The organism is Stieleria neptunia, from assembly GCF_007754155.1.
Lineage (GTDB): Bacteria > Planctomycetota > Planctomycetia > Pirellulales > Pirellulaceae > Stieleria > Stieleria neptunia.
This window is the reverse complement of record NZ_CP037423.1, coordinates 8711675-8735373: the sequence shown is the minus strand read 5'-3', so window position 1 is coordinate 8735373 and position 23699 is coordinate 8711675. Positions and strand designations below refer to the sequence as shown.

Annotated in this window: 13 protein-coding genes; 9 read left to right on the top strand and 4 right to left on the bottom strand. The window is 60.7% G+C overall.

The window, feature by feature from the left end; translation table 11 throughout:
• Positions 1-28 precede the first annotated feature (28 nt).
• On the top strand, positions 29-619 hold the full coding sequence (locus Enr13x_RS30410; protein WP_145390660.1) for a hypothetical protein: 591 nt from the start codon (positions 29-31) through the stop codon (positions 617-619).
• Between the two features lie 128 nt (positions 620-747).
• On the opposite strand, the gene Enr13x_RS30405 is transcribed toward Enr13x_RS30410, so the two are convergent.
• Both Enr13x_RS30405 and Enr13x_RS30400 read right to left on the bottom strand, forming a co-directional pair.
• Complete coding sequence (locus Enr13x_RS30405; RefSeq protein ID WP_145390658.1) at positions 748-1149, bottom strand: hypothetical protein; 402 nt, start codon at positions 1147-1149, stop codon at positions 748-750.
• Between the two features lie 26 nt (positions 1150-1175).
• Positions 1176-2060: a hypothetical protein gene (locus Enr13x_RS30400; protein WP_145390657.1), complete on the bottom strand. Its 885-nt coding sequence runs from the start codon at positions 2058-2060 to the stop codon at positions 1176-1178.
• Here Enr13x_RS30400 and Enr13x_RS30395 point away from each other — a divergent pair.
• From Enr13x_RS30395 to Enr13x_RS30385, 3 genes are all read left to right on the top strand, one after another.
• On the top strand, positions 2059-2364 hold the full coding sequence (locus Enr13x_RS30395) for a hypothetical protein (protein WP_145390655.1): 306 nt from the start codon (positions 2059-2061) through the stop codon (positions 2362-2364). The genes Enr13x_RS30400 and Enr13x_RS30395 overlap by 2 nt on opposite strands.
• 282 nt (positions 2365-2646) lie before the next feature.
• Positions 2647-6339 carry an FG-GAP repeat domain-containing protein gene (locus Enr13x_RS30390; protein WP_197455461.1) on the top strand — a complete coding sequence of 1231 codons (3693 nt, stop codon included), beginning with the start codon at positions 2647-2649 and terminating at the stop codon, positions 6337-6339.
• Between the two features lie 326 nt (positions 6340-6665).
• Positions 6666-7571: an ATP-grasp fold amidoligase family protein gene (locus Enr13x_RS30385; RefSeq protein WP_145390651.1), complete on the top strand. Its 906-nt coding sequence runs from the start codon at positions 6666-6668 to the stop codon at positions 7569-7571.
• A gap of 39 nt (positions 7572-7610) precedes the next feature.
• On the opposite strand, the gene Enr13x_RS30380 is transcribed toward Enr13x_RS30385, so the two are convergent.
• Together Enr13x_RS30380 and Enr13x_RS30375 are read right to left on the bottom strand one after the other, a co-directional pair.
• Complete coding sequence (locus Enr13x_RS30380) at positions 7611-8936, bottom strand: hypothetical protein (RefSeq protein ID WP_197455460.1); 1326 nt, start codon at positions 8934-8936, stop codon at positions 7611-7613.
• A gap of 58 nt (positions 8937-8994) precedes the next feature.
• Positions 8995-9222: a CPXCG motif-containing cysteine-rich protein gene (locus tag Enr13x_RS30375; protein WP_145390647.1), complete on the bottom strand. Its 228-nt coding sequence runs from the start codon at positions 9220-9222 to the stop codon at positions 8995-8997.
• A 399-nt stretch (positions 9223-9621) separates the two neighbouring features.
• On the opposite strand from Enr13x_RS30375, the gene Enr13x_RS30370 reads away from it, so the two are divergent.
• The 5 genes from Enr13x_RS30370 (at position 9622) to Enr13x_RS30350 (ending at position 23581) form a co-directional block, all read left to right on the top strand.
• On the top strand, positions 9622-10437 hold the full coding sequence (locus Enr13x_RS30370) for an EF-hand domain-containing protein (RefSeq protein WP_145390645.1): 816 nt from the start codon (positions 9622-9624) through the stop codon (positions 10435-10437).
• Between the two features lie 174 nt (positions 10438-10611).
• Positions 10612-11205, top strand: coding sequence for a peroxiredoxin (locus tag Enr13x_RS30365; protein ID WP_145390643.1), 594 nt, complete (start codon positions 10612-10614; stop codon positions 11203-11205).
• A gap of 5 nt (positions 11206-11210) precedes the next feature.
• Positions 11211-11906 (top strand): hypothetical protein, encoded by a 696-nt coding sequence (locus Enr13x_RS30360; protein ID WP_145390641.1) that lies wholly within the window; start codon positions 11211-11213, stop codon positions 11904-11906.
• A gap of 450 nt (positions 11907-12356) precedes the next feature.
• A complete protein-coding gene (locus Enr13x_RS30355; RefSeq protein ID WP_145390639.1) occupies positions 12357-15911 on the top strand; it encodes a hypothetical protein in 3555 nt (1184 codons plus the stop codon).
• Positions 15908-23581, top strand: a complete 7674-nt coding sequence (locus Enr13x_RS30350) for a hypothetical protein (protein WP_145390637.1) — start codon at positions 15908-15910, stop codon at positions 23579-23581. Before Enr13x_RS30355 ends, Enr13x_RS30350 begins: the two co-directional genes overlap by 4 nt.
• Positions 23582-23699: the final 118 nt, after the last annotated feature.

The following is a 23699-nucleotide window of genomic DNA, read 5'->3' as shown; positions in this document are numbered from 1 at the left end:
GAACAAGAAAAGGGCGAACGGACACGACATGAATGATCCAGCACAGAATCCTTACGCGTCAAGTTCGGCCACACCAGGGGGATTGTTTCCGCAAGGGCGATCGGCGGGCACGATCGATGCGGCGGCGCGAACCGGTACGATCATCTCACTGGCGCTGATCAGCGGCGTCGTCATGATCACGGTGATTCTGACTTATCTGGTGTTTGCCAATCCTCCCGAAGATCAGCCACTGATGCGATTTGACGGTGACGCGATGCTGTTCTTGATCATCGGTTATGGGGTGTTCGTCGCCTCCGCCGGGGCCGCGATTGTGTTGCGAGGGATCATGAAAAATCAAGCGGAGACGCGGCTCAAGGCGTCCGCTGATGAGTTGCCGCGGCCGCTGGAGGGTGGTTCGCCGTTGCCGCCCTCGGGGCGAGCTTTTGTCGGGGCGGTGGCAACGTACACGCTGATCGGCCAGGCGTTGGTGGAGGGCCCGGCGATCATCAATGCGATCTTCATGTTCATCGACAACAACCTGGCCCATCTGGTCCCGATCGTGCTGGCGGTGCTCGGGATCGCCTTGCAAATCCCGACGTCGGGCAAGATCAAGGCGTCGATGGAAGATGCGAAACGGTGACCGGTGCTCGCCAGTGAAGTGACCGGATCGGTCCCATCGCACGGTTGTTATCCCGGCGAGCATGTCTAGAGATCGATCATGCAGACGCCCAGCGCCACGGATTGGAGTTCTGAAACTTTTTTCTCCGTTCACAGACGGTAATGCGGATCCCTTTCACCACGAAAAAACCTGATCACATCGGCGGTATCCACCATCAAACAGATCGAGTTCAAGACGAGTAGCGCGACGAGCCAGCCATGAAACGCAGGGTTTGAGGCCGCGGACGGCAAACGCATCAGCAACCACGGTAGCATCACCAACCAGGTCACGTGCCCCGCTCCAAGTAGCCGCACGAAACCGAGTCGCTGGTGGATCATTGCCATGATCGAAATCGCGATGATCAACGCAAGCAAAACCACCCTGCCCTCGAGTGTTCCTAGGAACAGCAGCGAGGCTAAGTTGGTCAACGCGACGGCGATCGCCCAAGCACGAATCGGAACCGGAAAGCGAAGGCAAACGATCGCAGCGATTTCCCAAATAGAACGAATCATGTCAGTGGTCATCCACGCCCGGATGCTTATCGAATATCAGCGGATTGCGATTGGCTCCGTTGGAATTCCTCGAGTCCTTCTCTCCCCTCGGCTCCCGCTTCGAGATACGGGCGGTTGCTCGATCGGACGCCATCGTAATAATTGGCGACCTCCCAGATTGCGGTCTTCTCGGTCGTCACCGCGAGCTGGCGAGAGGTCATCCTGGCGAACGATCCTTGCCAGACGCGTGTGCCGTTCGATTCGATTGCTTCCAGCCGTAGTAGCAGTTCGGGGTCGTTGCTGATCACGTACGCGAAGACCGCTCCGTCGACGACGCCGCTGTTGACGTCCTCGTAGCGGTAAAGCGGTTGTGGAAGCAATCGCAACTCTGTCGGTTCGCCACTTCGTCGGTCATAACACGTCGAACGGAATTGTCGCGCCACGGCGCGCATTTGCACCAGACGACGTGTTGCCTGAGCCGCAGGCTCGGGTGCCCCGGAGATCTTCGCCGGCTCACTATTCCAGGTCCGTGGGTTCCAAATCAACTCTCCATCGCGGCGACATTCCAACGCCGCGTCGACGAACGAAGAGAATTCCAGCCCGACGCTATCGTTGGGGCGGCGGATCGAAAACGAACAGGCGGCAACTGGTCGTTTGCCATCGAGCCAAAGGAACGACGCGCCATGCGTGCTGCCAAGCGCTTTGGTCGGATTGCTGTAGAACAGCAACGCGTCTTCGGTGAGTGTGAACGTTTCTTCCTGCGATGACGATGCGAGCGAGTACTGATGCGCAAGCTGCTGCAGATACTCGCGACGCACCCGCGTGGCCGATTCTTCTGCGGACCGTGGATCGACTTCCTGGCAGACGGCGACCGCTGAAATGAAACCGAACATCGTGACCAGCAGAAACCGGTTGAGATGCGAATTGTTCATGGCGAAACGAGTTCCTGAATTGAAGAACGCTCAAGTTGGTGCCGGCAATTGTACGCGCAAACAATTTGGTCGTGGCGATCGTTTGGCATCAGGCGGCGTCATCCTGATCAGTGGGATTCTGGTCGACCTGATGTTCGCCGATCCGCCGAAGGATCAACCGCTGTTGCGATTCGACGTTACCGCCGCCGGCGCAAACGTTTCGGGGATTGGTGGCGACGTACAACCGCCAAAGGAGGTGGCGCGGTTTTTAAAGTCACCCTCCTGGCAGGAGGGTCGAGCGAAGCGAGGGGAGGTCGAACGATGAATCGCGCGTTTTACTTCACCTGGCCGAGTCGCATCCCAAGCAGCAAAGAGAACCCTCTCCTCGCTACGCTCGACTCTCCCAGAGGGAGAGTGACGACAGCCCTTTGAAATCAACCACTCAAAAACTGGACGACCTCCAGCTTAGGGCCGCGGTCGCGCACGCAACGAAGTGACTTAATTTGCGAGCGGTACCCGTCAGATGTACACTGGTCGGGCTTGTGTCATCGCAGTGGCGTCCGGCTCGTGCTGCAATGCAGCCAATATTCAGGATCGAATCAACAGCATGCGAAAAGCGACCCGAAAACAGAGTGCTTGCAAGGCCCATCGGCGTCGGGTGGACGGGCGGCGGCTGGGGCTGGAGTTGCTTGAGCTTCGCCTTGCGCTGACCACCGGTGTGGCCATCGACTGTGGTGATGCACCGGCACCCTATCCGACGGCGCTTTCCGAGGATGGCGCAAGGCACATCGCGACAGGTGTCAAGCTGGGTGCGACACGCGGTGAAGATTCGGTTTGCCAACACACGCCAAATGCTTTGGGACATTCGACGGATGATGGAGTCTCGTTCGGACGTGTACAAGTCGGGATGGTTGATGCAACGGTGCGAGTCAACGTCCAGGGAGGCGCGGGGCGTCTGGACGCATGGATTGATTTTGATCGTGACGGAAGTTGGTCGGGGCCGGGCGAACACGTCTTCGATTCCAGGGCATTGGTGGAAGGTGACAACCTGCTTGAGTTCGACGTTCCGGCGTTCGCGAGCGCCGGCACGAGTTACGCACGATTCCGTCTCAGTTCTGACGGCGACGCGAGTCTTCGGTCGGAGGCAAGTGATGGTGAAGTCGAAGACTATCCGATTGAGATCCTTGCCCCGTTCCCAAGCACGGGCCTATCAACGACGCATGCAATCGACGAAGGAAACGGGCAAACTCGGGCCACCGCGATGGGAGATCTTGATGGCGATGGCGACACGGACATCGTGACTGCTTACAGGGACAAGGGCAGGGTCATTTGGTTCGAAAACACAGGGAACCAAACGTTTGTGGAAAGGATTGTCGCGTACAACGCCGGAAAGGTTGACGACGTTGCAATCGCCGACATTGATCAGGATGGGAATCTTGACGTCCTCGTCGCCACTTATTCGCAAACGTCCCCTTGGTCTGCTCTGGGAGTCAATTGGTACCGCAACGATGGAAGCCAGGGCTTTGAAAAACGCGTTGTCATGGGCCTTGGGATCGGTCTGTTCGACGTTGCAGCAGTCGACATTGATGGCGATCGTGATATCGACGTGATTCATGGTTGGACAAACTCGATTACCCTGCATACGAACGACGGACAAGCCAATTTTCAACGCAGTACGATTGGCAGCGTGGATTCAATCAGGAGTGTCGCGATTTCCGACATCGACGGAGATGGTGATATCGATGTCGCCGGCTCTGGGTTTAACGAGATCAAGTGGTTTGAGAACGACGGGCAAGGTGACTTTACGGAGCACCTCGTCGCCACATTCAGTGGAAACATCGCAACGGCGGTTGCAATCGATGACGTCGACGGCGATGGGCTTGGGGACGTGGTTGCGGGATTCAATGACGGGGCCATTCAACTCTACATAAACAATGGCGACGGATCGTTTGCCCCCCGCGAGATCTTCCAGACACCAGCGATTGTGCGTCACGTGACGGTCGTCGACTTTGATCTCGATGGCGATGCTGATGTGTTAGCAGCAATCCACTTGAACCAGGTCAACCTGATCGCCTGGTATGAGAACGATGGTAGTGAATCGTTTTCCGAACATGTCATTCCGGGATCTCGTTATGGCGCCATGCACGTCACCCCGGGTGATATCGATGGTGACGGTGACATCGACGCCGTCGCTGCATTCAACGTCCACGACGTGGTTGTTTGGTATGAAAATGATGGTGCCCAGTCATTCACCAAGCATCCTTTACACACCCCTCCCAACAGGGTTGCCGATGTGGAGGTCGGTGACATCAACGGCGACGGGCGACTGGATGTGGTGAGTGCGTCTCCAGGCGACAGCACCGTCGCTTGGTACGAGAGTCAGGGCGAAGGAAAATACGTCATGCGGATCATCGATAGCGAGGTGGCCCATGTGATCGATGCATCCGTGTCCGATCTCGATGGCGACGGCGATGCCGACGTCCTGGCGATCGACCCGGCCGGTTCGGTGCATTGGTTTGAAAGCGGATCGCAGGGGGGATTCGAGTCGCACGTGGTGGGTGCGGGATTGCTCGCTCCGCAACGCGTTTCGACTGCGGATATCGATACGGACGGCGACACCGACGTGTTGGTTGCCCACATGGCGGACGAGGAGTTTTCCTGGTTCGAAAACGACGGAAACGAAGGCTTCACCGAACACCGTGTTCCAGGTGTCGGTCACTCGACTCTCGTTGACGTTTATCCATCCGATCTCGACTCCGATGGGGACATCGATTTCATCGCAGGAACCACCGTCTCGACCGACGCGCTGCTGTGGTACGAGAACGATGGACAGCAAAACTTTTTGCGGCGGGTGATTGCGACCGGCAGCGGAGGAAACGTCTCCATCACGACGTCTGATGTTGATCGTGATGGGGATCAAGACATTCTGGCGGTCAGTGAAGGCGGCACCGTGGTCGTCTGGTACATCAATGACGGGACGCAGCAATTCGTCCGTCGCCCGATCGACTCGTTCACCAATTCGACACGCGCCTTCGCGGCCGACTTTGACGGAGACGGCGACAGTGATGTCATTGTGGCTGACCGTGGCAATGACCGAGTCTCCTGGTATCAAAACGACGGGCAAGGCAACTTCACGGCGGATCCAAGCGTTCGTTCCTTTGATGACGCTTCGGGACTTGCCGTCGGCGACCTGGATCAGGACGGTGACTTGGATGCCGTCGTGGCACTGTCCGCGCAGAATACCGTGACGTGGTGGGAAAACCTGCCAACTGGCGGGCTGGACTTTGGCGACGCGCCGGCGCCTTACCCGACGACATTTTCTGACGGGATGCCCGTCCATCGAGCGGTGGGGCCTCAACTCGGTCAAAGCCGAGATGGCGAACACGATGGTGTTCCAAGTGTGAATGCGGACTCCGACGGTGACGAGGACGGAGTCCTGTTCGGCAAGATCGATCTGGGGACGGGGATTGCCGGCGTCAACATCGAATTGCAGAATCGGGGGGCTTCCGCCCACGTGGATGCTTGGATCGATTTCGACGGTGATGGTCAGTGGGGGATCGACGAAAAAATTCTCGACAGTCAGGTCGTCGTCGAAGGATTGCAAACGTTGAATTATTCATTGCCCGCTAGTGCGGTTGCGGGCGTCACCTATGCCCGAGTTCGACTCAGTACGGCAGGGGGCTTGAGTCCAACTGGACTTGCGCCCGACGGCGAGATCGAAGACTATGTCGTCAGTGTCCTGCCGGCCGCGCCGACGGTGCTGGGGTTTGAAGTCAATCAGGGCGAATTGCAACGTAGCTCCGTTACCGAAATCGAAGTCGTGTTCGACCGCGAGGTTGACGCGAGGTCGACGGCGTTTTCGATCATCGACCGTGATCGCGAGGTGGAGGTTGACGGGCTAACCGTTTCATCTCGATTGGAAAACGGGGGCACCGTCGCAACAATCACGTTCCTGCCCGGGGCCTTCGTCCAGACGCGATCCAATGGGCTGCATTCTCTCCGGGATGGGAGTTACCAATTGAATGTGGACGGTGCGCAAATCACTGCCGTCTCGACCGACCTGCCGATGGCGGGCGACGTTTCATTCGGCGATGATGCAGCGGACCGGTTCTTTCGCTTCTTCGGTGATAGTGACGGCGACCGGGACGTCGATGGACAAGACTACGGCCGTTTCGGCCGATCATTCCTCAAGCAAGCCGGCGATGCCCCATTGCATTCAGGTTTTGACCATGATGGCGATGGAGACGTCGACGGCCAGGATTATGGATACTTCGGGCTGAACTTTTTGAAGACGCTCTGATTCGAAGCGTCTGCTGTCTTCGTGATCGCCGGAACAATTACTGGCGGAGTTAAATTCGTTTCCGACGGTCCTTGGCAACCCGGGGGGCTTCCCGGCTTGTCTTGAGCGTCTTGGTTCTTTGACGTATTCTGAACGGAGTGAGGGGCTCCCTCGATCGATTGCGAGTGATCAACGTTGCGATCGGTTCCTCATGTCACCGCCAAACCCCCCGCTGCAGTACGGGCTCTCTTGTAAGCCGAACGAAGGCAACCGTCAGCATCGAAGCTCTGTCTAATCCTCCATGCGAACCGCCCAAACGCTGGCGGCGGGGCCTGCGAAGTTCCGTCATGGCGCTGGTGCGCTGTTGGCGGGAATACGACTTACACAAGCTGTCGGTCAGCATCGGCCGCGTCCTGCTGTGGCCGTTCCCCGACAGCGTCTACCTGCGTCTGGGCTATCGCGCCTACTTCGGCACCTGGCCCGATTATCGGCACCCCCGCAGCTTCAACGAGCACATCCACGAATACATGCTGCGCTGTCGCGATCCGATGCTGCGCATTCCGGCCGACAAGATTGAGTCGCGCCATTACATTGCCCAACGCGTCGGTGCCGATGTGCTGGTGCCGTTGCTGGGCGTGTGGAACCGGCCCGAAGACGTGCCGCTGTCGGCCCTGCCGCGTCCGCTGGTGCTCAAGCCCACCGCTGCCAGTGGCCAGGTGCTGATCGTACGGGCCGAGGACGAGCTTGACGAGGACGAGGTGCGGGACCGGATGCGCTGCTGGCTGAGACGCTGCTACAGCCACGTCAATCGCGAATGGTGCTATCGTGGTGTGCCACGTCGGTTGATGGCAGAGACGTTATTGAGCGATGACGGCGGCGGACCGCCGCCCGACTACAAGGCCTATGTCATCGGCGGCAAGGTGCGTTTCCTGCAGGTGGATCGCGGCCGCTTCGATCAGCACACTCGCAACGTGTACGACCCACAATGGAACCCGCTGCCGGCGCGTTGGACGCTGCAGAAGCACGAACCAGATCTGTGTCCTGCGTGTTTGCCACGCATGATCGAGCTGGCCGAGACCCTGGCCGAGCCGTTCGAGTTCCTGCGCGTCGACTTCTACGTGATCGGCCGGCAGCTATACATCGGCGAGCTGACGAACTATCCGGGCGCCGGATTCGAACGTTTCATCCCGAGCGAGTACGCTTGGGAGATCGGCAAGTTCTGGAGGGGGCGGCCACGGAGTGGAGATCACTGATTCGCAGGCTGTCGGCCGATGCAACCGACGCGCCATCGGTTAGTGATCATCGGTGCCGGCGGCAGCCGTCTCGGTTGTTTCACTGGAACCCAGTGCGTCGGCCAGGGTGGCGTCTTCGCCGGCGGGCAGCCAGCGGAAGTCGACGACCAGGTTGTCGCCGTCGATCGTGGTCAGCACGGCGGGGTTTTGTTTGATCAGTTGATTCGCCCAGTGTTCGGCCGAGAGCGTTTGGTGCCGCAAATTGAGTTGCCGTGAGGGGAACTGCCAGCGGGCGTCCGCGACAAGCCGGGCCGGCCGGTCGGTGATCTGACAGCTGGCGATCGATTCGTCGGCGGTCAGCCGGGTCGCCATCCGTTCGGCGCGACTGCGCAAGTTGTCTTCACCGGTATCGATCAAGACCGACAACGGGTTGGGGGACGGCGCGGTCATGGCGGCGACCGTCATGGCGACGATTCCGGCGGCCGCGGCGTGCGTGTTCCAGCGACTGTCCTGTTGAATGGATTCGATCAGCGATTTTTTTCCGGCGATGATGCCCGCGGTTGTGCCACCGGTCAGCGGGCCGCCGGGCAGCACGACCAAATCGATTCCCGATCGCAGCAGCGACTCGGCGCTGGGGATCGATTCATGGCTTTGGTGAATCGTGGCGACGGGAAGGACGGCGACGCTGATCACGTCGCGGCCATTGATCGGAATCGGCGTGACGGGGTGCATCCCATCGTCGGCCAGGATCACGCAGGCGTGGTCGATGCCGTCAAAGTCACTCGGTTCCAACGTTTGGACGCCGCCGCATTCGGTCAGCGTCAGACCGGCGAAGGCATCGGGCAGCGGAGTGCCCGAGGGCAGACGAATCGCCTGGCTGCGGTGCATCACCAGTTTTCGCTCTTTGGCCAAGACGCTTAGCGATGCGATCGCCGCGTCGAGGCTGGTGGCCACGGCGACGGCGTGACCGTCGACATCGAGCAAGCGTGTCAGCGAACGATCCAGTTGTTGTTCCAGGTCGTTGTCCACGCAGTCTCCGCGGAGCACCTCGCAACCGAGTTGCAAGACATGATCGGAGAGCGAGATTCCGCTGCCGTGGCGGGAGAGCAGCACGCCGCCGGCATTGAGACAGCGGACCGCCAGATCGGTTTGACGCTCGGTCCAGCGGAGCATCGATTCGCGGCCCTGGTCGATCGCGCCGCGGGCGGTCTCGCTGGCGGTTTTGACGAGTGCGTCGATGCCGCGTGAGGCATTTTCGGGCAGGTCGCGGAGCAATTCGGCGGCCTGTGCCTTGACCCGCGTGATCGTTTCGGTGTCGCTCGCTTTGCGGGCCACATCGGCAACGCCGTTACGGATGGCTTCGATGGCCCAGGGTGGAAGTCGCATGAAGGGTGTTCTCGCAGGGTGTAGGACAAAGGGAAAGGTGCGGGGGGGGGGGGCGAGATCAGAATCGATCTTGTTCCGATTCCGCCCAGACGCGTGCTTCGGCGCCCTCCCAATCGACATGGATCACGCTCGGATTGCAGCAAACCGGGCAATCTTCGACAAAGGTTTGGGAGTGTCCGGCGACCGGGTCCAACGGGATCACGATCTCTTCGCCGCAACTGTCACAAATGTAGCTGCCGTCATTGTCGAACAATTCTGGCGGCGGATCACGGTCTGGTTCACTCATCGGTTTGCCCGGAAGTGTTGAGTGGTTCGGCGAATGAAATCGACTGGCCCTGCTTAATTCGACTTGCCCTGCTTAATTCGGCTGGCCCTGCTTAATTCGGCTGGCCCTGCTTAATTCGGCTGGCCCTGCTTAATTCGGCTGGCCCTGCTTAATTCGGCTGGCCCTGCTTAATTCGGCTGGCCCTGCTTAATTCGGCTGAGCCGGCGAAACCCTGGCGATCGCACGGCGTTCAATCACTGGGCCGACAAACACTTGTCGGCCTTCGCAGTCTCGATTCTACCGCCAACTTCGTCGCTTTGATGGGTGTGTGGGGGAAGTATCTTTCGAGTCCTGCGAAACAGGCGGCAATCGAGGTTGTTGGCCGCTAAACGTTTGCTCATCACGCCGGGAAACCATCCAATGAAGATTCGAACCAAGACCGCCTTGCGGCTGACCCTTTGTGGTGTCGCGGGGCTCGCCGTCGCGATTTCCGCTTCCCATTCCATGGCACAGGAGTCCGAGGAGGGCCGGCGACGCGGCCGTCCCGAGGCTCGCGAGGGGGGACAGCCCGGCGAGCGAGGGGGTCCCCGCGGCCGACGCGGTGGACAGGGCGACCAGACTGGCCCACGTGGCGGATTCGGTGGCCCCGGAGGACCGGGCGGCTCTGGAGCGCAGATGCTGATGCGGCTGCCGGTGATGGCCGCATTGGATGCCGACAAAGACGGCGTCCTTTCCGCAACTGAGATTGCCAACGCCAGTGTGGCGCTGAAAACGCTGGACAAAAACAACGACGGCAAGCTGGATTCGGCAGAAATGGCGCCCTCGCGCGGCGGACCGGGCGGACGTGGCTTTGGTGACCGCGGACCGGACGGTCCCGGCGGGCGCGGGCCCCGTGAGGGTGACGCCGGACGTGGTCCCGGCCCCGGCGATGGGGCGGGAGGTCCCGGTGGTCGCGGAGCCGGGTTCGGCGATCCCAAAGCCATGCTGGATCGGTTGATGACCCAGGACAAGGACGGCGACGGCTTGCTGGCTGCCGACGAATTGCCCGAACGGATGGCCGCGATGCTGGACCGCGCGGACACCAACGAAGACGGCAAACTGTCGCGTGAGGAGATCGAAAAGGCGATGCAGGCGCGGATGGGCAACATGCGTCGCGGCGGCGGTGGGCGACCCGGCGGGGATCGCGGTGGCGACGCGCCTGGCGGAGAACGGCCGCGGCGTCCGCCGGCAGAGTGATGCGGATGGATGGATGCCGGTGGGCGTTTTTTCTACGCCCGCTTGTCCGAAACTTGCACCTGCTGGATAGTGTGGGGTAACGGCGGAGCGGCGACGTTCCGCCCGGCTAGGGCGATTCGTCTGGAGTCGCCGTTCACCTCGAACCTTCCTCGACTGCGAGTTTTGACCGGTCCCATGAGCGTATTGGTTACCCAACAGGCCCCTGACTTCAAAGCACAAGCCGTTCTGCCCGACGGCCAGTTCAAAGAAATTTCCTTGAGCGATTACAAGGGCAAGTACGTCCTGCTGTTCTTCTGGCCGCTGGATTTCACCTTCGTCTGCCCGACCGAGATCATCGCGTTTTCCGATCGTGAGTCGGAATTCGCCGAGCTGGGCGTGCAGATTCTGGGTGTTTCGGTCGACAGCCACTTCAGCCACTTGGCCTGGACCAACACGCCGCGCAACGCCGGCGGCATCGGCAAGACCGCCTATCCCTTGGTGGCGGACATGAACAAACAAATTTCGCGTGACTACGACGTCTTGCTCGACGGCGGCGTCGCCTTGCGCGGTTTGTTCCTGATCGACAAGGAAGGCGTCGTGCGCCATCAAGTGGTCAATGACCTGCCGTTGGGCCGAAGCGTCGACGAAGCCCTGCGAATGGTCAAGGCACTTCAATTCTTTGAAGAAAATGGCGAAGTGTGCCCGGCCAACTGGCAAGAAGGTGCCCGCACGATCAAGCCGAACGTCGACGACAGCAAAGAATTCTTCGGCGCCGAATACGCGAGCTGAACGGAATGTGGTTGACGGCCCCCAATCGAATCGGCATCGCGGCCTGGCAGGTCGAAGATTCGGTTTGGCGAATCGAAGCCCGTGGAGGCCGCGATGGAGTCGCGCTGCACGTCGGGGACCAGGCCATCCGCCTGGTTGCCCAGCGTGATCAGGCGAGCGATCAGGCGAGCGATCAGCCGGGGAATCAAACGTTGCCGCGTTTGGACGAACAATTCGTCCGTGGCGACGAGTTGCATCTGTCCTTTCCCCAATCCGACGACCGTCAGTTCGGGTTTCGGTTGGTCGTCCGGCCGGTTGAGTGGGATGGGTTTGCCGTTGACCGGAACCACGCTTGCTTTGAATTGCTGGTTTCGATCCAGACGACGCTGTTGGATGCCCACCCCTCACTCGATCTGGTTTTGCCCGCGCGAGAGGGGGCCCGCGTCGAGCGCGTTGCCGCCTCGGGATGCCGCGTGCATCACGCGGACGATGGCGATTCCGCCGCGGCGGTCCTTCTCGGTCCCCAGGATGTGGGAGGGTCGGGACCGATCGACCCCGACCGGGCGCAGCGTGTGACATTGTTCGGCGACTTTCTGGAAAAGGGCGTGATCCGGCGGGCCCGACCGTGGCTGATCGTCAATCGTTCCGGCCGGGTGATCGAGGCGAAGTGGATCGGCGCGGCGATCGACGCGTTAACGGGTAGCCCGTTGCCGCTGAGTTAGTGCTTTGTCGGCGTTCTCTCATCCAGATTCCTCTTTCGGGCTGAAGCCTCCGCGAAAGCCTTGACGAGTCCCGTCGCGAACCGCGACGCGTTTTTCCCGAGATGCGTTTTTCCCGCGACGCGGCGGGGCGGCTCGCACTTTCTGACGTGTCCGTCCAATGGTGGGGGATCAGGGACGGATGTGACGATGTTGCAGAATTGGCTGGTTAGACGACTTGAAGTCCCGGGCCGAGGGCAGACCGACGAAATCCGGGCCGGAAGGGCGCGCTTTTGCTGTTTCCGGTTGCGTGGTTTGCGTAAACTAAAGGGGCTGTTTCCTGAACGGATGGTCCGCCATTGACGGAAGCATGGTCCGCTTCCTTCTCCTTTCTCAATCCGCCACGTGCTGCTTGCGCGCGAGTCCCGGTCGGCTCGCCGCGTTGCCGCAGACCGTATCGAGTCCACCTGGTTTATGAATCGCACCGATTCGGTAACGAATATCTTTTCGGCGGCATTGATGTCCGCCGGATCGATCGCTGCGTCGGTGTTGGGGTCCGCCGGAGTGTTGTTGTGGCTGGTGATCGGTGGACCGAGCCAAGGCCAGCCACCGGGGACGTATCCGCCTGCGGAAATCCTCCGCCCCTCAGCGACACCGGCCGAGTCGGGAAAGCTGCCGATCAAGGGGATGATGTTTTTGGATGTCTCCGAGAATGCGATCTACGCCCCGGGGATGAATTACGAGCGGTATCTGGAGCTGGAGCGGGGCGGCAAGAACCAGACCCGCCGCTACGTCTACGACACGGTCAAGATTGACGGGCGTGTCGATGGCAATCGGGCGGAGTTGTCGGTGGAGGTGCGTGTGGTGGTCGACGCGACGGGGGAGGAGACGATCGAAATTCCCTTGGCGATGGAAAACTTCCATCGGCTGGGGCCGGTCGAGTTCTTTTCCGGTGCGGAGAATGGCAACAAGCTGGCCGTGTCGGTCGACCAGGATTCCGGGGATTATGAATTGCTCGCCTCGGTCGCCCAGGACACCGTCGTCGGATTTCGCATGCAGATGTCGGCTCGCGTCGAGACCGATGTGCTGCACGCCTTGGATTTTCGATTGCCACCCGCTGCGACGGAAATCAATTTGATCAGTGATTCACGGGACGTCGTCGGCGTGATTCCCAATCGAGACGATGAAGTCATTGAAACGTCGACCGACAACACAGGACGCAGTCAGTTCAAAGTGATCAGCAGCGGAGGCCGTTTCACGCTTCAGTGGGGCACGATGGATCGTCCCGTTTCGGTACCGCTGTTGGAAGCCACCAGCGGGATTGCGATGCAATGGAATTCTCCGCAGGACCAGTTGCTGCAGAACGTGAAGATGACGGTGCGTGATTCGCGCGGTCCGATTTCCAGTTTTAAACTGCGGCTTCCCCCGGGGGCATCGTTGCGAGACGAACCGAAATTGATCACCAGTGGTCAATTCGGTCAGCAAGTCGAACTCTCCAAACCTGACGCCGCCGACGACGAGTTGTTTCTGGTCACGATTCCCAAGTTCGAACGTCGGCAGAGCATCGTGTTGGAGTTTCGATTGGAGCTTCCGAGCGATTCGCCGACGGTCAAGAAACCGTTGCCCTTGCAGGTGCCCGTCGTCGAGGAGGCGCTCCGCAACCAGGGCACGATCAACATCACCACGGGCGCGGATTATCGGTTGCGGTGGCATCAACGATCGTATGTCAAAAACACGACGTCGGCCGTTGAGGAGGAAGCAGCGGTCGACCAGCGGAGTTATTCCTTTCAATTCATCCGTGGTGCCTTCACGTTGCCGATCTGGTTGGACGCGACCAAACGCGAGTTCCGGGTTTCCAGCGAGTGTGACATCGAGTTGCAAGACAACTATGCGAATCTGGCGATGGAAATTCGTTCCGTCGGAAACGGCAATCGTTCTCAACTGTTGAGCGTCGATTTGGCGGATTGGCAGGCGCCTCGCATTGAAAATGCTCGCACCGGAGCTCCGCTTCCCTGGTACGAATCGGATGACTTGATCGAAATCGAAGTCAGTTACACGGGGATGGAGGAGAGCATCCCGGTGATGATCAAGGCGCGGCGTCCGATCCAGGAGGCGTCGACGGCGCAGGCGGATCAGCGCATCGAATTGCCGGTGCCGCGGATCGTCGGTTCGGGGGACCGTCGCGATCCGATCACGATTCAAGAAGCCATCGTGCGGCTCTCGGGGAAGGGGCGGCGTTCGTTCGTCGTTGACCTGGAACGCTCGGTCAATCTGGAGCGAACGGCGGATTCGGCGACCGGCAGCGGGTTGGAACGGGGCGGCAACGGGGAGCGCGCCTCGGCGGACGATCCGCGGGATGCCGACGCGATCCGAGTGTTCGCCGTGATGCCTCCCGAATCGGCCGCCCGCATCGTCGGGGAAATGGTCGTGCGTCCGCCCCGCATCAGTCTGGAAAACAAAGCCAACGTCAAATTGATCGGCGATCAATTGGTGACGACCGTCACGTGGTTGATCGAAACGCCCGTCGACTTGGAAGGACGGCTGCGGATCGCGATCCCGGAACCGAACCAATTGATTGCCGGAGCGGGATTGCCGGAGGCGTCGTCGGACGGGCCGACCGGCGAAGATGTTGCGGCGGCATCGGACTCGACGCAAAATCAATGGTCCGTCGAAGTGAATGACCGTGCGGCCAAGTTGCAACCGGTCAAAACGGATGCATCGGACTCGGTCGAGAGCAACCGGGATGACGCGGAGCATGACGAGGCGACGCTGCTGTCGCAGACGACGCAATACGATCTGGTTTCCGATGCGCTTGCCGACGGCAAGATGGAAGTCCGCTTCATTCACTCGGAAACGGTGACCTTCCAGTCCGAGACCCCCGAAACCCTGGTCGAAATCGGATTGCCGTATCCGCTGGTCCAGGACATCACGTTGCGGGGCAAGGTCGAGTTGGAGTTGTTGGGAGGTGAATCGCACGACATCACGCCCGCCGAGAAATCACTGACCGATCAGTTGGTCTTTCGCACGCTGCCGACCAAAACGGTTCCGTTGCGGATTTCGCCACGGGCACCCGCCGACAGCGAACTGCTGACGGGCAAAATTGTGGTGCGGACGGTGATCAGCGAGATCTCGCAGCACGATCAATTGATCGCCAGTCTGGAAGGGACCGGTGAATTCGCGTTGGAGCTTCGGTATCCCGATCAAACCGAGCCCTACGTCACGCTCGACGGTGAACGCGCGGCCTTCAAAATGGTGGGCGAACGATTGGTCGTGCGTGTCCCCTCCGACAGGCAGAAGCACCTGATCGATGTTCGTTTATGGGTCGACCGAACCAGCGGCGGTCTGTTTCAAACGATCGTCCCCCTGGCGCATGTCGGTCCCGGGGCCGGGCAGCTGTTTTGGCAGCTGACCGTCCCATCGGATTGTCATCTGGTTTGGACGACGCCTTCGGTCGGACGTGAGATGCAGTGGGGATTTGACCGCTGGCGATTGATTCGCAGCCCGCTGATGACCGAGACCACGCTGATCAATCGGATCGCCGCATCGCAGTCCGATCTGATCGAGCTGAGTCCGATGCCGACCGGCAATCGCTATTTATTTTCGTCGATGGATGACCGCTCGTTCCGGGCGTTGGTCGGCACCCGCACCATCCTGTGGATGATCGTTGCCGGCGTGATCGTGTTTGTGGCCGCGGTGTTGACGTACATCCCCGCGACACGCAATCCGTTGTCGTCGGTCGTCGCGATTGTCGGTTTTGCGGGCCTGTTGGCCGCGGCTCCCGATGCCGCGATTCTGGTGGGACAAGTCTCGATGTTATCGTTGGTGTTGGTGATCGTGATGCTGGCGATTCGTAACCTGGTCTTGCCGACACCCTCTCGCGTGTTGACCAGCACGCGTGAAGCGCGGCTCGACGCATCGACACAAAGCCGTCGTCAGCCGCCCGATTACCGTCCGCCCAGCAGCGTCGCCGTGACGCATTCGATCGGGCCGGAGGACGTCTCCAAATCACCCAACGAGGTGGCTTCATGAACCGCCCGGTGAGCGACAACAAGGCGTGCCAGACCGGGCACGCCGGGGCGTCATCGTCGGGCACGTCGAAGCTTCGCCGCGGCGCTGCCGGTCGTTTCTTCGACATCCGATCCGGGTTGATGTGCGTGCCGGTCGTGATCGGTTGTCTGATGCTGTGGCCCGGGACCGGGTTCGGTCAACAAGAACCCGGCGAGACACCACCGCCCGCGGTGGTGGGAGAGAAGGAGGCGGGAGAGAAGGAGACGGGAGAGAAGGAGACGGGAGAGAAGGAGGCGGGAGACAAGGAGACGGGAGACAAGGAGACGGGAGACAAGGAGACGGGAGACAAGGAGACGGGAGACAAGGAGACGGGAGACAAGGAGATAGGGGAGAAGGAGACGGGAGGGAAGGAGACGGGAGGGAAGGAGACGGGAGGGAAGGAGACGGGGGAGAAGGAGACGGGGGAGAAGGAGACGGGAGGGAAGGAGGAGGAGGATTCTGGCTCTGAGTGGACCGATGGGGGTCACGAGGATGTTGCAGCGGCATCGCGCGACCGCTTGACGTTACCGCTGCCGCTTCGCGACCGTGACGGTCGGCCGCTGCGCCCGATCGGAGTGTTCCTTTCGCAGATCGTCGATTTGGTGCCGTCCGATTTTCGCGCGGTCTCGATCAATGAACTGCGTGACGCCATCGGCACCGGGGCCGAGCGATTCGCGGATTCGGATCAGGCCCGCTTGGTCAGCGGGTTTTATGACATTCGGCTGGACGAAGATCTGTTCATCAGCGAGGGCAGCAAGTTGGTGCTCGAGCACAAGCGTCGCCCGATCATTCGGCGGACGCTGGGACAGGTCAATTTGGCGATCACGGACTCCGCCGGCGGGCTGCGATCGCCGCTGTCGGCGTCGACGGTGAATGTGCCGCGGTTAGAAATTGATGCGGCGGGCGAATTGATTGCGGTGATCCCCAAGTCGGTCGTCGCCGACGATCCCGCCGCATCTCAGCAGCCAGAGATTCGGGAGCCAGAGCGAGAGGCAGACGGGGCCGCGGGGGCAGCGGACAGCCGCTCGTCGGCGGACCTCCTATCCGACGGTTGGACTCAATCTGAAATACGATTCGGGTGGACGTTGCGGAGTCAATCGTTGGGCGCGGCGAAACGCTTTGAATTGCGCTTGCCGCGGACCGCACAGACGCGATTGGTCATTTCAACGCCCAGCGACATCGTCTTGGAATCCAGCCAGGGTGTGCTGGTCGAACGCCCCGGCCCGCCTCCGGACGCGGATGTCCAGACCCGTACCGGCGACATCCGTTGGTATGTGTTGGAAGCCGGGGGGCTGAATCGGCTGGAGATCTTTGCCCGGCGACGGTCTCTCGACGACACGAACCAACCGTTGTTCATCCGCCGAGAATCCAAACAGTACGAGGTGGACTTGTCGGGCGTTTCGTGGATTCACCGGATGACGCTCCAGTTCCCCCGCCAACGCAACCGTCTGCGTCTGCGTGCTCCGCTGGGGACCGTCACGGCCATTCGAGTCAACTCGATCGAGGCACCGTATCAAGTCTTGCGTCGTGAAGACGGGCAATCGCTGATTGATGTCGATCTGCCCGGCAACGTCGCCGGAGTCATCGATCCGTCGACCGCCAATCCGGCCGGCGGAACGCTGCGCCCCGAACTGGTGTCGGGTGTGTTGACGTTGACGATCGAGGGGACGTCGACTTGGGAGCTCGGCGATGGCATCTGCGAGTTGCCGTCGGTGACGCCGGTCGAGCCGAACGTGTTGTGGACCGAAGCGTCGACCCAAACCATCGTGGCGGTGATGGACCCATTGGAAGTCGCACAATGGGACTTGCCGCCGACGTGGCGGCAATCGATTCAGACACCGACGCGTGCCGGAGAAACCTTGCTGATCGCCGACGGTCCGCCACCGAGAAATGCTCAATCCGATGCGACCTGGTCGCGGCTCCGGTTGATTGAAAAGGAAGAACGATTCATCGACGCGATCTGGACGCGTTTGCGTGTCCAACAGACCCCGGCCCCGGAAGTTCGATCCAACAGCCGGATTCGATGCCGGTTGATGCAAAACCATCAGTCACCCTTTCGCATGAACGTCAACCCGGACTGGAACGTCGACTCGGTCACCGTCGTCGGTTCGGGGCGGCGCATCACGGTGCCCGTCAGTGCCAACCAATGGGTCCTCTGGCCGACACCCAGCGAGTCGGCGCAGGCGACGTTCGAAATCGAGGTGATTGCGCGAAAAAATTTGCCGAGGAATCGCAACCAGTTGGCGATGAATTCGACGTGGATCGTGCGTCCCGAGCAGCACGTCGGTTCTCATCTGATCTCGATTCAACCTCCACCGCTACGGCGATGGGATGGCAATTCGGTGATGCTTCCGGGACGCTTCGAGTCCTCCACCCTGGACGAAGAATCGATCGCCTTTTTTCAACCGACATCGGAAACGCTGTTGATCCGCAGCCCCACCGGCGAGATCCCCGCGGTCACCTTGGAACCGGTCGATGATTCCTTCGGCGTGGCGCTGCGTCACGTGATTGAAACCGAGGGCAACGACGTTGCCGAAACGATCGTGGTCCGCGCCGAGACGACGCAGCCGATTTCGGAACTGTCGGTGCTGACCGGAAACGCCCGACAAGAAGAATTCGATTGGTCGCTTCGACGCACCGATCAGTCGGCGACCGTCAGTCTGCCGAGTTCCAGCGTCGAACGGATGCCGCTGGATCCGCTGGGAACCTACCTGATCACACTCGAAGGCCGTGACCTGCGGCAATACGAATTGGTCGGACGACGGTACTTCCCCGTCGCAGACCAGTTGACGCTTTCTCTGCCCAGCGTGCGGCGGACGCGCGGTCAGACCGCGGAGGTCACGATCGATGCCAGTTGGGAGGTCACCGAAATCCCGCCGGGCGTTCAATTGGTGCCGGGGGCGGAACCGACCGATTCGTTGCAGCCATTTGGGGACCAACCGCAACATTTGCGATACGAACCGCTGCTGCGGCCCGAGATCCAGTTGCGTCGGGCGCGTCGCGACGCCGCGGCGACGTTGATTTGGGACCAGCGGTTTGACGTCGTCGCCAACAGTCGCAATGAAGATCTGTTTCATTTGGTCGCCGACGTTTCGACTCGCAAACCGATTCGTGTTTCGTTCGACGATGAGTTGGAAATCGTTTCGGTTTCCCGAAACAACACGGGCTACGTTCCCGATCGTGTCGGCGTCGGCGAGATTTGGATCAACCCGCAAAAACAAAGTGATCAAATCTCCGTCTTGATGCGTCGACGTCACTCCTCGAGCGGTTGGTTTCGTCGCTGCCCCATTCCTCGTGTCGAGGTGGAAGGCAACGTGATTCGAAATCAAGCTTCCTATCAAGCCGGTGCGGGAACGCTGCTCGTGCACCGCGTCTCGGCTTCGCACCTGCTGGACTGGTACGCCGGCGAATCGGGCGAATCGGGCGAATCGGGCGAATCGGGCGAATCGGGCGAGTCAGCGGAGGGGGCGGAGGGAGCGGAGTTGATCTTGGTTTCGCGAGACGCGGCCATCGGGCTGGGGTGGCTGACCGCGACGGTCCTGTTCTGTTTGGGCTGGTCGATCGCACGGTGGTTTCCGATGGGCGTTCACACGCTGTTTGTGCTGGTGGTGACGGCGATCAGTGGATCGATCATCTGGTGGCCCGCCCAACAGGCCATTGTGGGTTGGGTTGCGGTGCCGCTCGCCGCCGCGGCTTTGTTGCAAGTGGTGATGACCGATCGACGCCAGCGGGACGCGAAGAAGACGAACGGGACCGATGGGGCGCTACGGTCGGACGACACGCGGTCACAGCGAAGCGCCCGCGACCGATCGGCAGACTTTTCGGTCTCGGCGACCCGTTCCATTTTGATGCTGGCGATCGGGACGCTTGCCGCAGCGCCCGGTGTCGCGACGGCGCAGGATTCCTCTGGCGAGGAACCGCGTCGCGAGATCGACAGCAGCGGTGACGGCGAGACCCGGCGGAACGATCCGATCGAGTTGCTGGTGCCGATCGGAGCGGACTATGCGCCCGCCGGGGACAAGGTCTACATGTCGCGAGCGGATTACGAATCCATTCGTTCGGTCGTTGATCCCGATCGCCCGGTCGATGCCCAGTTTCAATCGGCCGAGTACCGTGTCGTCTTGACGCCCCCACGCGATGCGGCCGGTTCGATCACCGCAGAAGTCCAGGCCGACTATCAAATCCAATTGGTGCGGGAGTCGACACGCGTGCGATTGCCCGTCCGCGCCGATTCGTTGCGTCGGATCGAATGGGTGGGGGATGGCGAAACACAAATCATCCGATTCACCGTCGATGAACGAGGGATGGTGACCGCGACCATCCCGTCGAGCCGCCAGAGTCTGCTGCGTTTGACGTACCTGCCGTCTGTGTTAATGCTCGGCGGTGACTCGGAGAACGTCGCTGGGCGAGGGGATGGCCTGGACCGACCGCTGCCGGTCGACCGCGACAGCGGAGATTCGCTTGGCGGTCCAGACCCGTTCAGCGACACCGCCGACGGTGACGTGTTACAGGGGATGGCGACCACGGTCATCCGATTGGCGATTCCGGCGATTCATTCGGCAACGTTGATCGTCGAAGCGCCGCGTGAGATTCAGGTCGATTCGCTCGGCGAGCCCCTGGGGCGGTCGTTGTTCCGTCCCGAATTGGGGCGATACGAAGCCGACTTGGGGCCGATTCGCGAGTTGTCGATTCGCTGTCGGCCGGTGAAACGACCCGGACAGCCCGCCGCGCAAACCCTCAGCCGGGCCTATCGGATTTCGGCCGGAATCGAATCGACGATCGTCGAGTGTGAAATCAATCCGGAGGAATCACTCCGGGAAGGCGACACGGTGCAATTGACGATTCTCGGCGGGCCGCCACCGAGTCTGACGTCGGTCGGTTGGGCGATGGCCGAATCCGACGTCGACAGCCCCGACCGCCCCTCGAGCGTCAATGCGACACTCGGCAATGGAATCTATCGATTCGAAAAACAATCCAGCATCGGCACACCGATCCGGTTGTTGTGGCGGCTGCCGTCGGTGCTCAACGACCCGACGTCAACCGAAGACAGTGAAACGATGCCGATCCCGGAGGTCTTTGCATCGGCGTCGCAGCGTTCCTCGCCGACGTTGTTTGCCATCGAATCGGCTGGCTCGATTCGCGTTTCCGAATTGGCAAAAGGGTCGCAACCGGTGACCGAAGACGAGTTTCTGGCCGCTTGGCGAGGCTATCCGGGAAAGATTCAACGCGCCTTTGTCATCAAAGAGGCGTTCCCGTCATTCGTTCTGTTGCAAGACAAATATCCCACCCCGACGGTCAAACTGGATCACCGTTTGCACGTCGCCGAGACCAAGATGGAACTCAGGTTGAAGGCGGATCTGGTCGACCTGCGGCCGAGTCTGCAACGCCTCCGAATCTCGATTCCCCCGCGTTTCCGATTGGTCAATTGTTTTGTCAACGGCGAAGCCGTCACGTCGATCACGCCGCTGACGGTCAAAACGTCGACGGGGACTCGAACGGAATTGGCGATCGGCGACAACCGAATCAATGGGGCCACCAAGATCGAAGTGTTGGCCGAAAGTTTGGTCCCGATTCGGGGGCGGACATCGCTGCCCCGATTCGCCATCTCGTCGGACGGTCAGACCCACCAGACGTATCGTATCACGCGCGAACGCTCGCTCGACGTGACGCTGACCCAACCCCCAAACACGCAGCCGCAAAACACGCGGGACCGGCCCGCGGAGAACGCGGCGTCCGACGGCGGCCCCACCGGCACGTGGACGCCGGCCGCGTTGACCAAGGACGATCTGTTGGCCGGGCGGATTCCGGTGGTGGATTCCCGCTCCGGCAGCACACCGTCGGCCGACGACCAGATCGTGGTCAGCCGTCGCGCCGCCGGTTCGATGTTTACCTGTGATCAAATCACCCGGATGCGATACTCCGATGGCCAGTGGTTTTGCGACACGCTGTTGGAACTGCCCGGCGGCAAGCGACCCGATTACGTCGATTTAACGATCCCGACACGTTGGTCCGCCGACCTGGACGTGACCGACGCGCGGGTCTGGGCGAAACGCGAATCCAGCGACGATGTGGTCACGGTGATCCGCGTCGCGATGCCCGACGAAGCCGTTCAATCGACGCGTGGCGACGAAAAAGTGCGACGCGTGCAGATCACCGGCAGCCTGAAGAACCGAGATCAGGTTCGAGTCAGTGTGCCAGCGGTGACGGTGCTGGGGGCCAGACTACGCAACCACCGCATCGCGGTGCCGGGCCAGTTGACGACCCAGGCCATCCAGTGGCGTGCCCAATCGGTGCGTGCGGTCAAGGCCACCGAGGGCTGGATGGATGCATTCAAGAACGAGGTGGAATCGCCCGAACGCTATTCCTTTTACACCCCGATCGAAACCAACTGGTCGATCGAGTTGGAACCGCTGTTACAGGCGACGATCAATCCGCTCGCTCTGTGCTGTGACGCCAGGGTGTTTCTCGATGGCGATCACGCGTTGGTCTTGCAGCGATTCGACGTGCTGCCGGAAACCCGTAATGAAGTCTCGGTCGTGTTGCCGATCGGGGCAACCTGTATCGGAATCTGGTCTGCCGGACGCGAAGTTGACTTGAGTGATGTGCCGCCCGACGCCGACGCCGGTGACGGTTCCGACGACGCAACACCCCAGCATCCGACCAAGGTGCGTGTGCCGCTCGCCTACAGCCGGCTTCCGCAATCGTTGGAGGTCCTGGTCGAAGTCCCCGTGGCCGAACGCGCCATCACCCATTATCTGAGTGACTTGGTGGGCGTGCCGACGCGTGACATTTGGGTCACGTTCTACCAGGCTCCGCTGGCCGATCAAAATCGACAACTGAAACTTGAACAGCAAGTCGACTTCGGTGAAAGCTCCTCGAATGATTTCGAGCGGCAAGGTTCGATGCGTGCCGTTGCGTTGGCGGGAAGCGTGGTCACGGCCATCGATCGCTCGCGTGACATGCTGGCCGAACGAAGCGACGAAGAAATCAAACGTTGGCTGTTGCCATGGATCGCCCGTTACCAAGGGATCGCCAGACGCAGCGGCCACGTGTTTCGAATGGTCGAGTCATCCACGCCAACGGGCGACAGCGCGACCACCGACAGCACGACGCCGATCGCCGCGGAATCCGCAGCGTCGACCGGTTCGAAACCGGAGTCGGATCCGGCGGAGGCGTCCTCGCCCGTGGCGGACGGATCGAGTCTCCATCGCGACGCCCAAAAGCGATGGGATGCCTATGACCGCCAGTTGCTGCAATTGGCCGGCCGCTTCTTGCAATCCAATCCAGAATTGCCGCAGACGCTGTTCGCACAGCATCGATTTTCCGATTTCGACGTGGTCGCCATCCGACGCTTGGATTCGATCGAGCAAGGGCCACCGTTGACGCAGACGTTCACGCAACGCGAGTCGCTGGAAGATCTCTTGGTCAACGGCATCACGCTGTTGACGTTCGGTTTGGCCATCATTTTGATGTGGCCGTTCCGCGGTCGGTTCCAAGGTTGGATTCAAGAGCCGGCGGTCTGGTTGTTCGTGATCGGTGTCCTGGGGCTGTTCCTGATCCCGATCCCCGTGGCCGTGACATTGATGATCATCGCGGTGACCGTCCCGCTGATCAATCGACTGAAGTCCAAATCGACATCAACGGGGCTGTAACGAAGAACTGCAGCAATTAACCGGGCGAACCATCGAAAATCATACCCGCGGTCGCGGAAAAGGCCTCTGATGCGTTTTTCTGTAACACCGCCCCGTTTGTCCCGCTTGGCTGGGTGTG

Excerpts from the sequence above, each read along its gene's own strand:
- Enr13x_RS30410 (WP_145390660.1), top strand. The coding sequence starts at position 29 with ATGAATGATCCAGCACAGAATCCTTACGCGTCAAGTTCGGCCACACCA.
- Enr13x_RS30405 (WP_145390658.1), bottom strand. The coding sequence starts at position 1,149 with ATGATTCGTTCTATTTGGGAAATCGCTGCGATCGTTTGCCTTCGCTTT.
- Enr13x_RS30395 (WP_145390655.1), top strand. The coding sequence starts at position 2,059 with ATGGCGAAACGAGTTCCTGAATTGAAGAACGCTCAAGTTGGTGCCGGC.
- Enr13x_RS30400 (WP_145390657.1), bottom strand. The coding sequence starts at position 2,060 with ATGAACAATTCGCATCTCAACCGGTTTCTGCTGGTCACGATGTTCGGT.
- Enr13x_RS30390 (WP_197455461.1), top strand. The coding sequence starts at position 2,647 with ATGCGAAAAGCGACCCGAAAACAGAGTGCTTGCAAGGCCCATCGGCGT.
- Enr13x_RS30385 (WP_145390651.1), top strand. The coding sequence starts at position 6,666 with ATGGCGCTGGTGCGCTGTTGGCGGGAATACGACTTACACAAGCTGTCG.
- Enr13x_RS30380 (WP_197455460.1), bottom strand. The coding sequence starts at position 8,936 with ATGCGACTTCCACCCTGGGCCATCGAAGCCATCCGTAACGGCGTTGCC.
- Enr13x_RS30375 (WP_145390647.1), bottom strand. The coding sequence starts at position 9,222 with ATGAGTGAACCAGACCGTGATCCGCCGCCAGAATTGTTCGACAATGAC.
- Enr13x_RS30370 (WP_145390645.1), top strand. The coding sequence starts at position 9,622 with ATGAAGATTCGAACCAAGACCGCCTTGCGGCTGACCCTTTGTGGTGTC.
- Enr13x_RS30365 (WP_145390643.1), top strand. The coding sequence starts at position 10,612 with ATGAGCGTATTGGTTACCCAACAGGCCCCTGACTTCAAAGCACAAGCC.
- Enr13x_RS30360 (WP_145390641.1), top strand. The coding sequence starts at position 11,211 with ATGTGGTTGACGGCCCCCAATCGAATCGGCATCGCGGCCTGGCAGGTC.
- Enr13x_RS30355 (WP_145390639.1), top strand. The coding sequence starts at position 12,357 with ATGAATCGCACCGATTCGGTAACGAATATCTTTTCGGCGGCATTGATG.
- Enr13x_RS30350 (WP_145390637.1), top strand. The coding sequence starts at position 15,908 with ATGAACCGCCCGGTGAGCGACAACAAGGCGTGCCAGACCGGGCACGCC.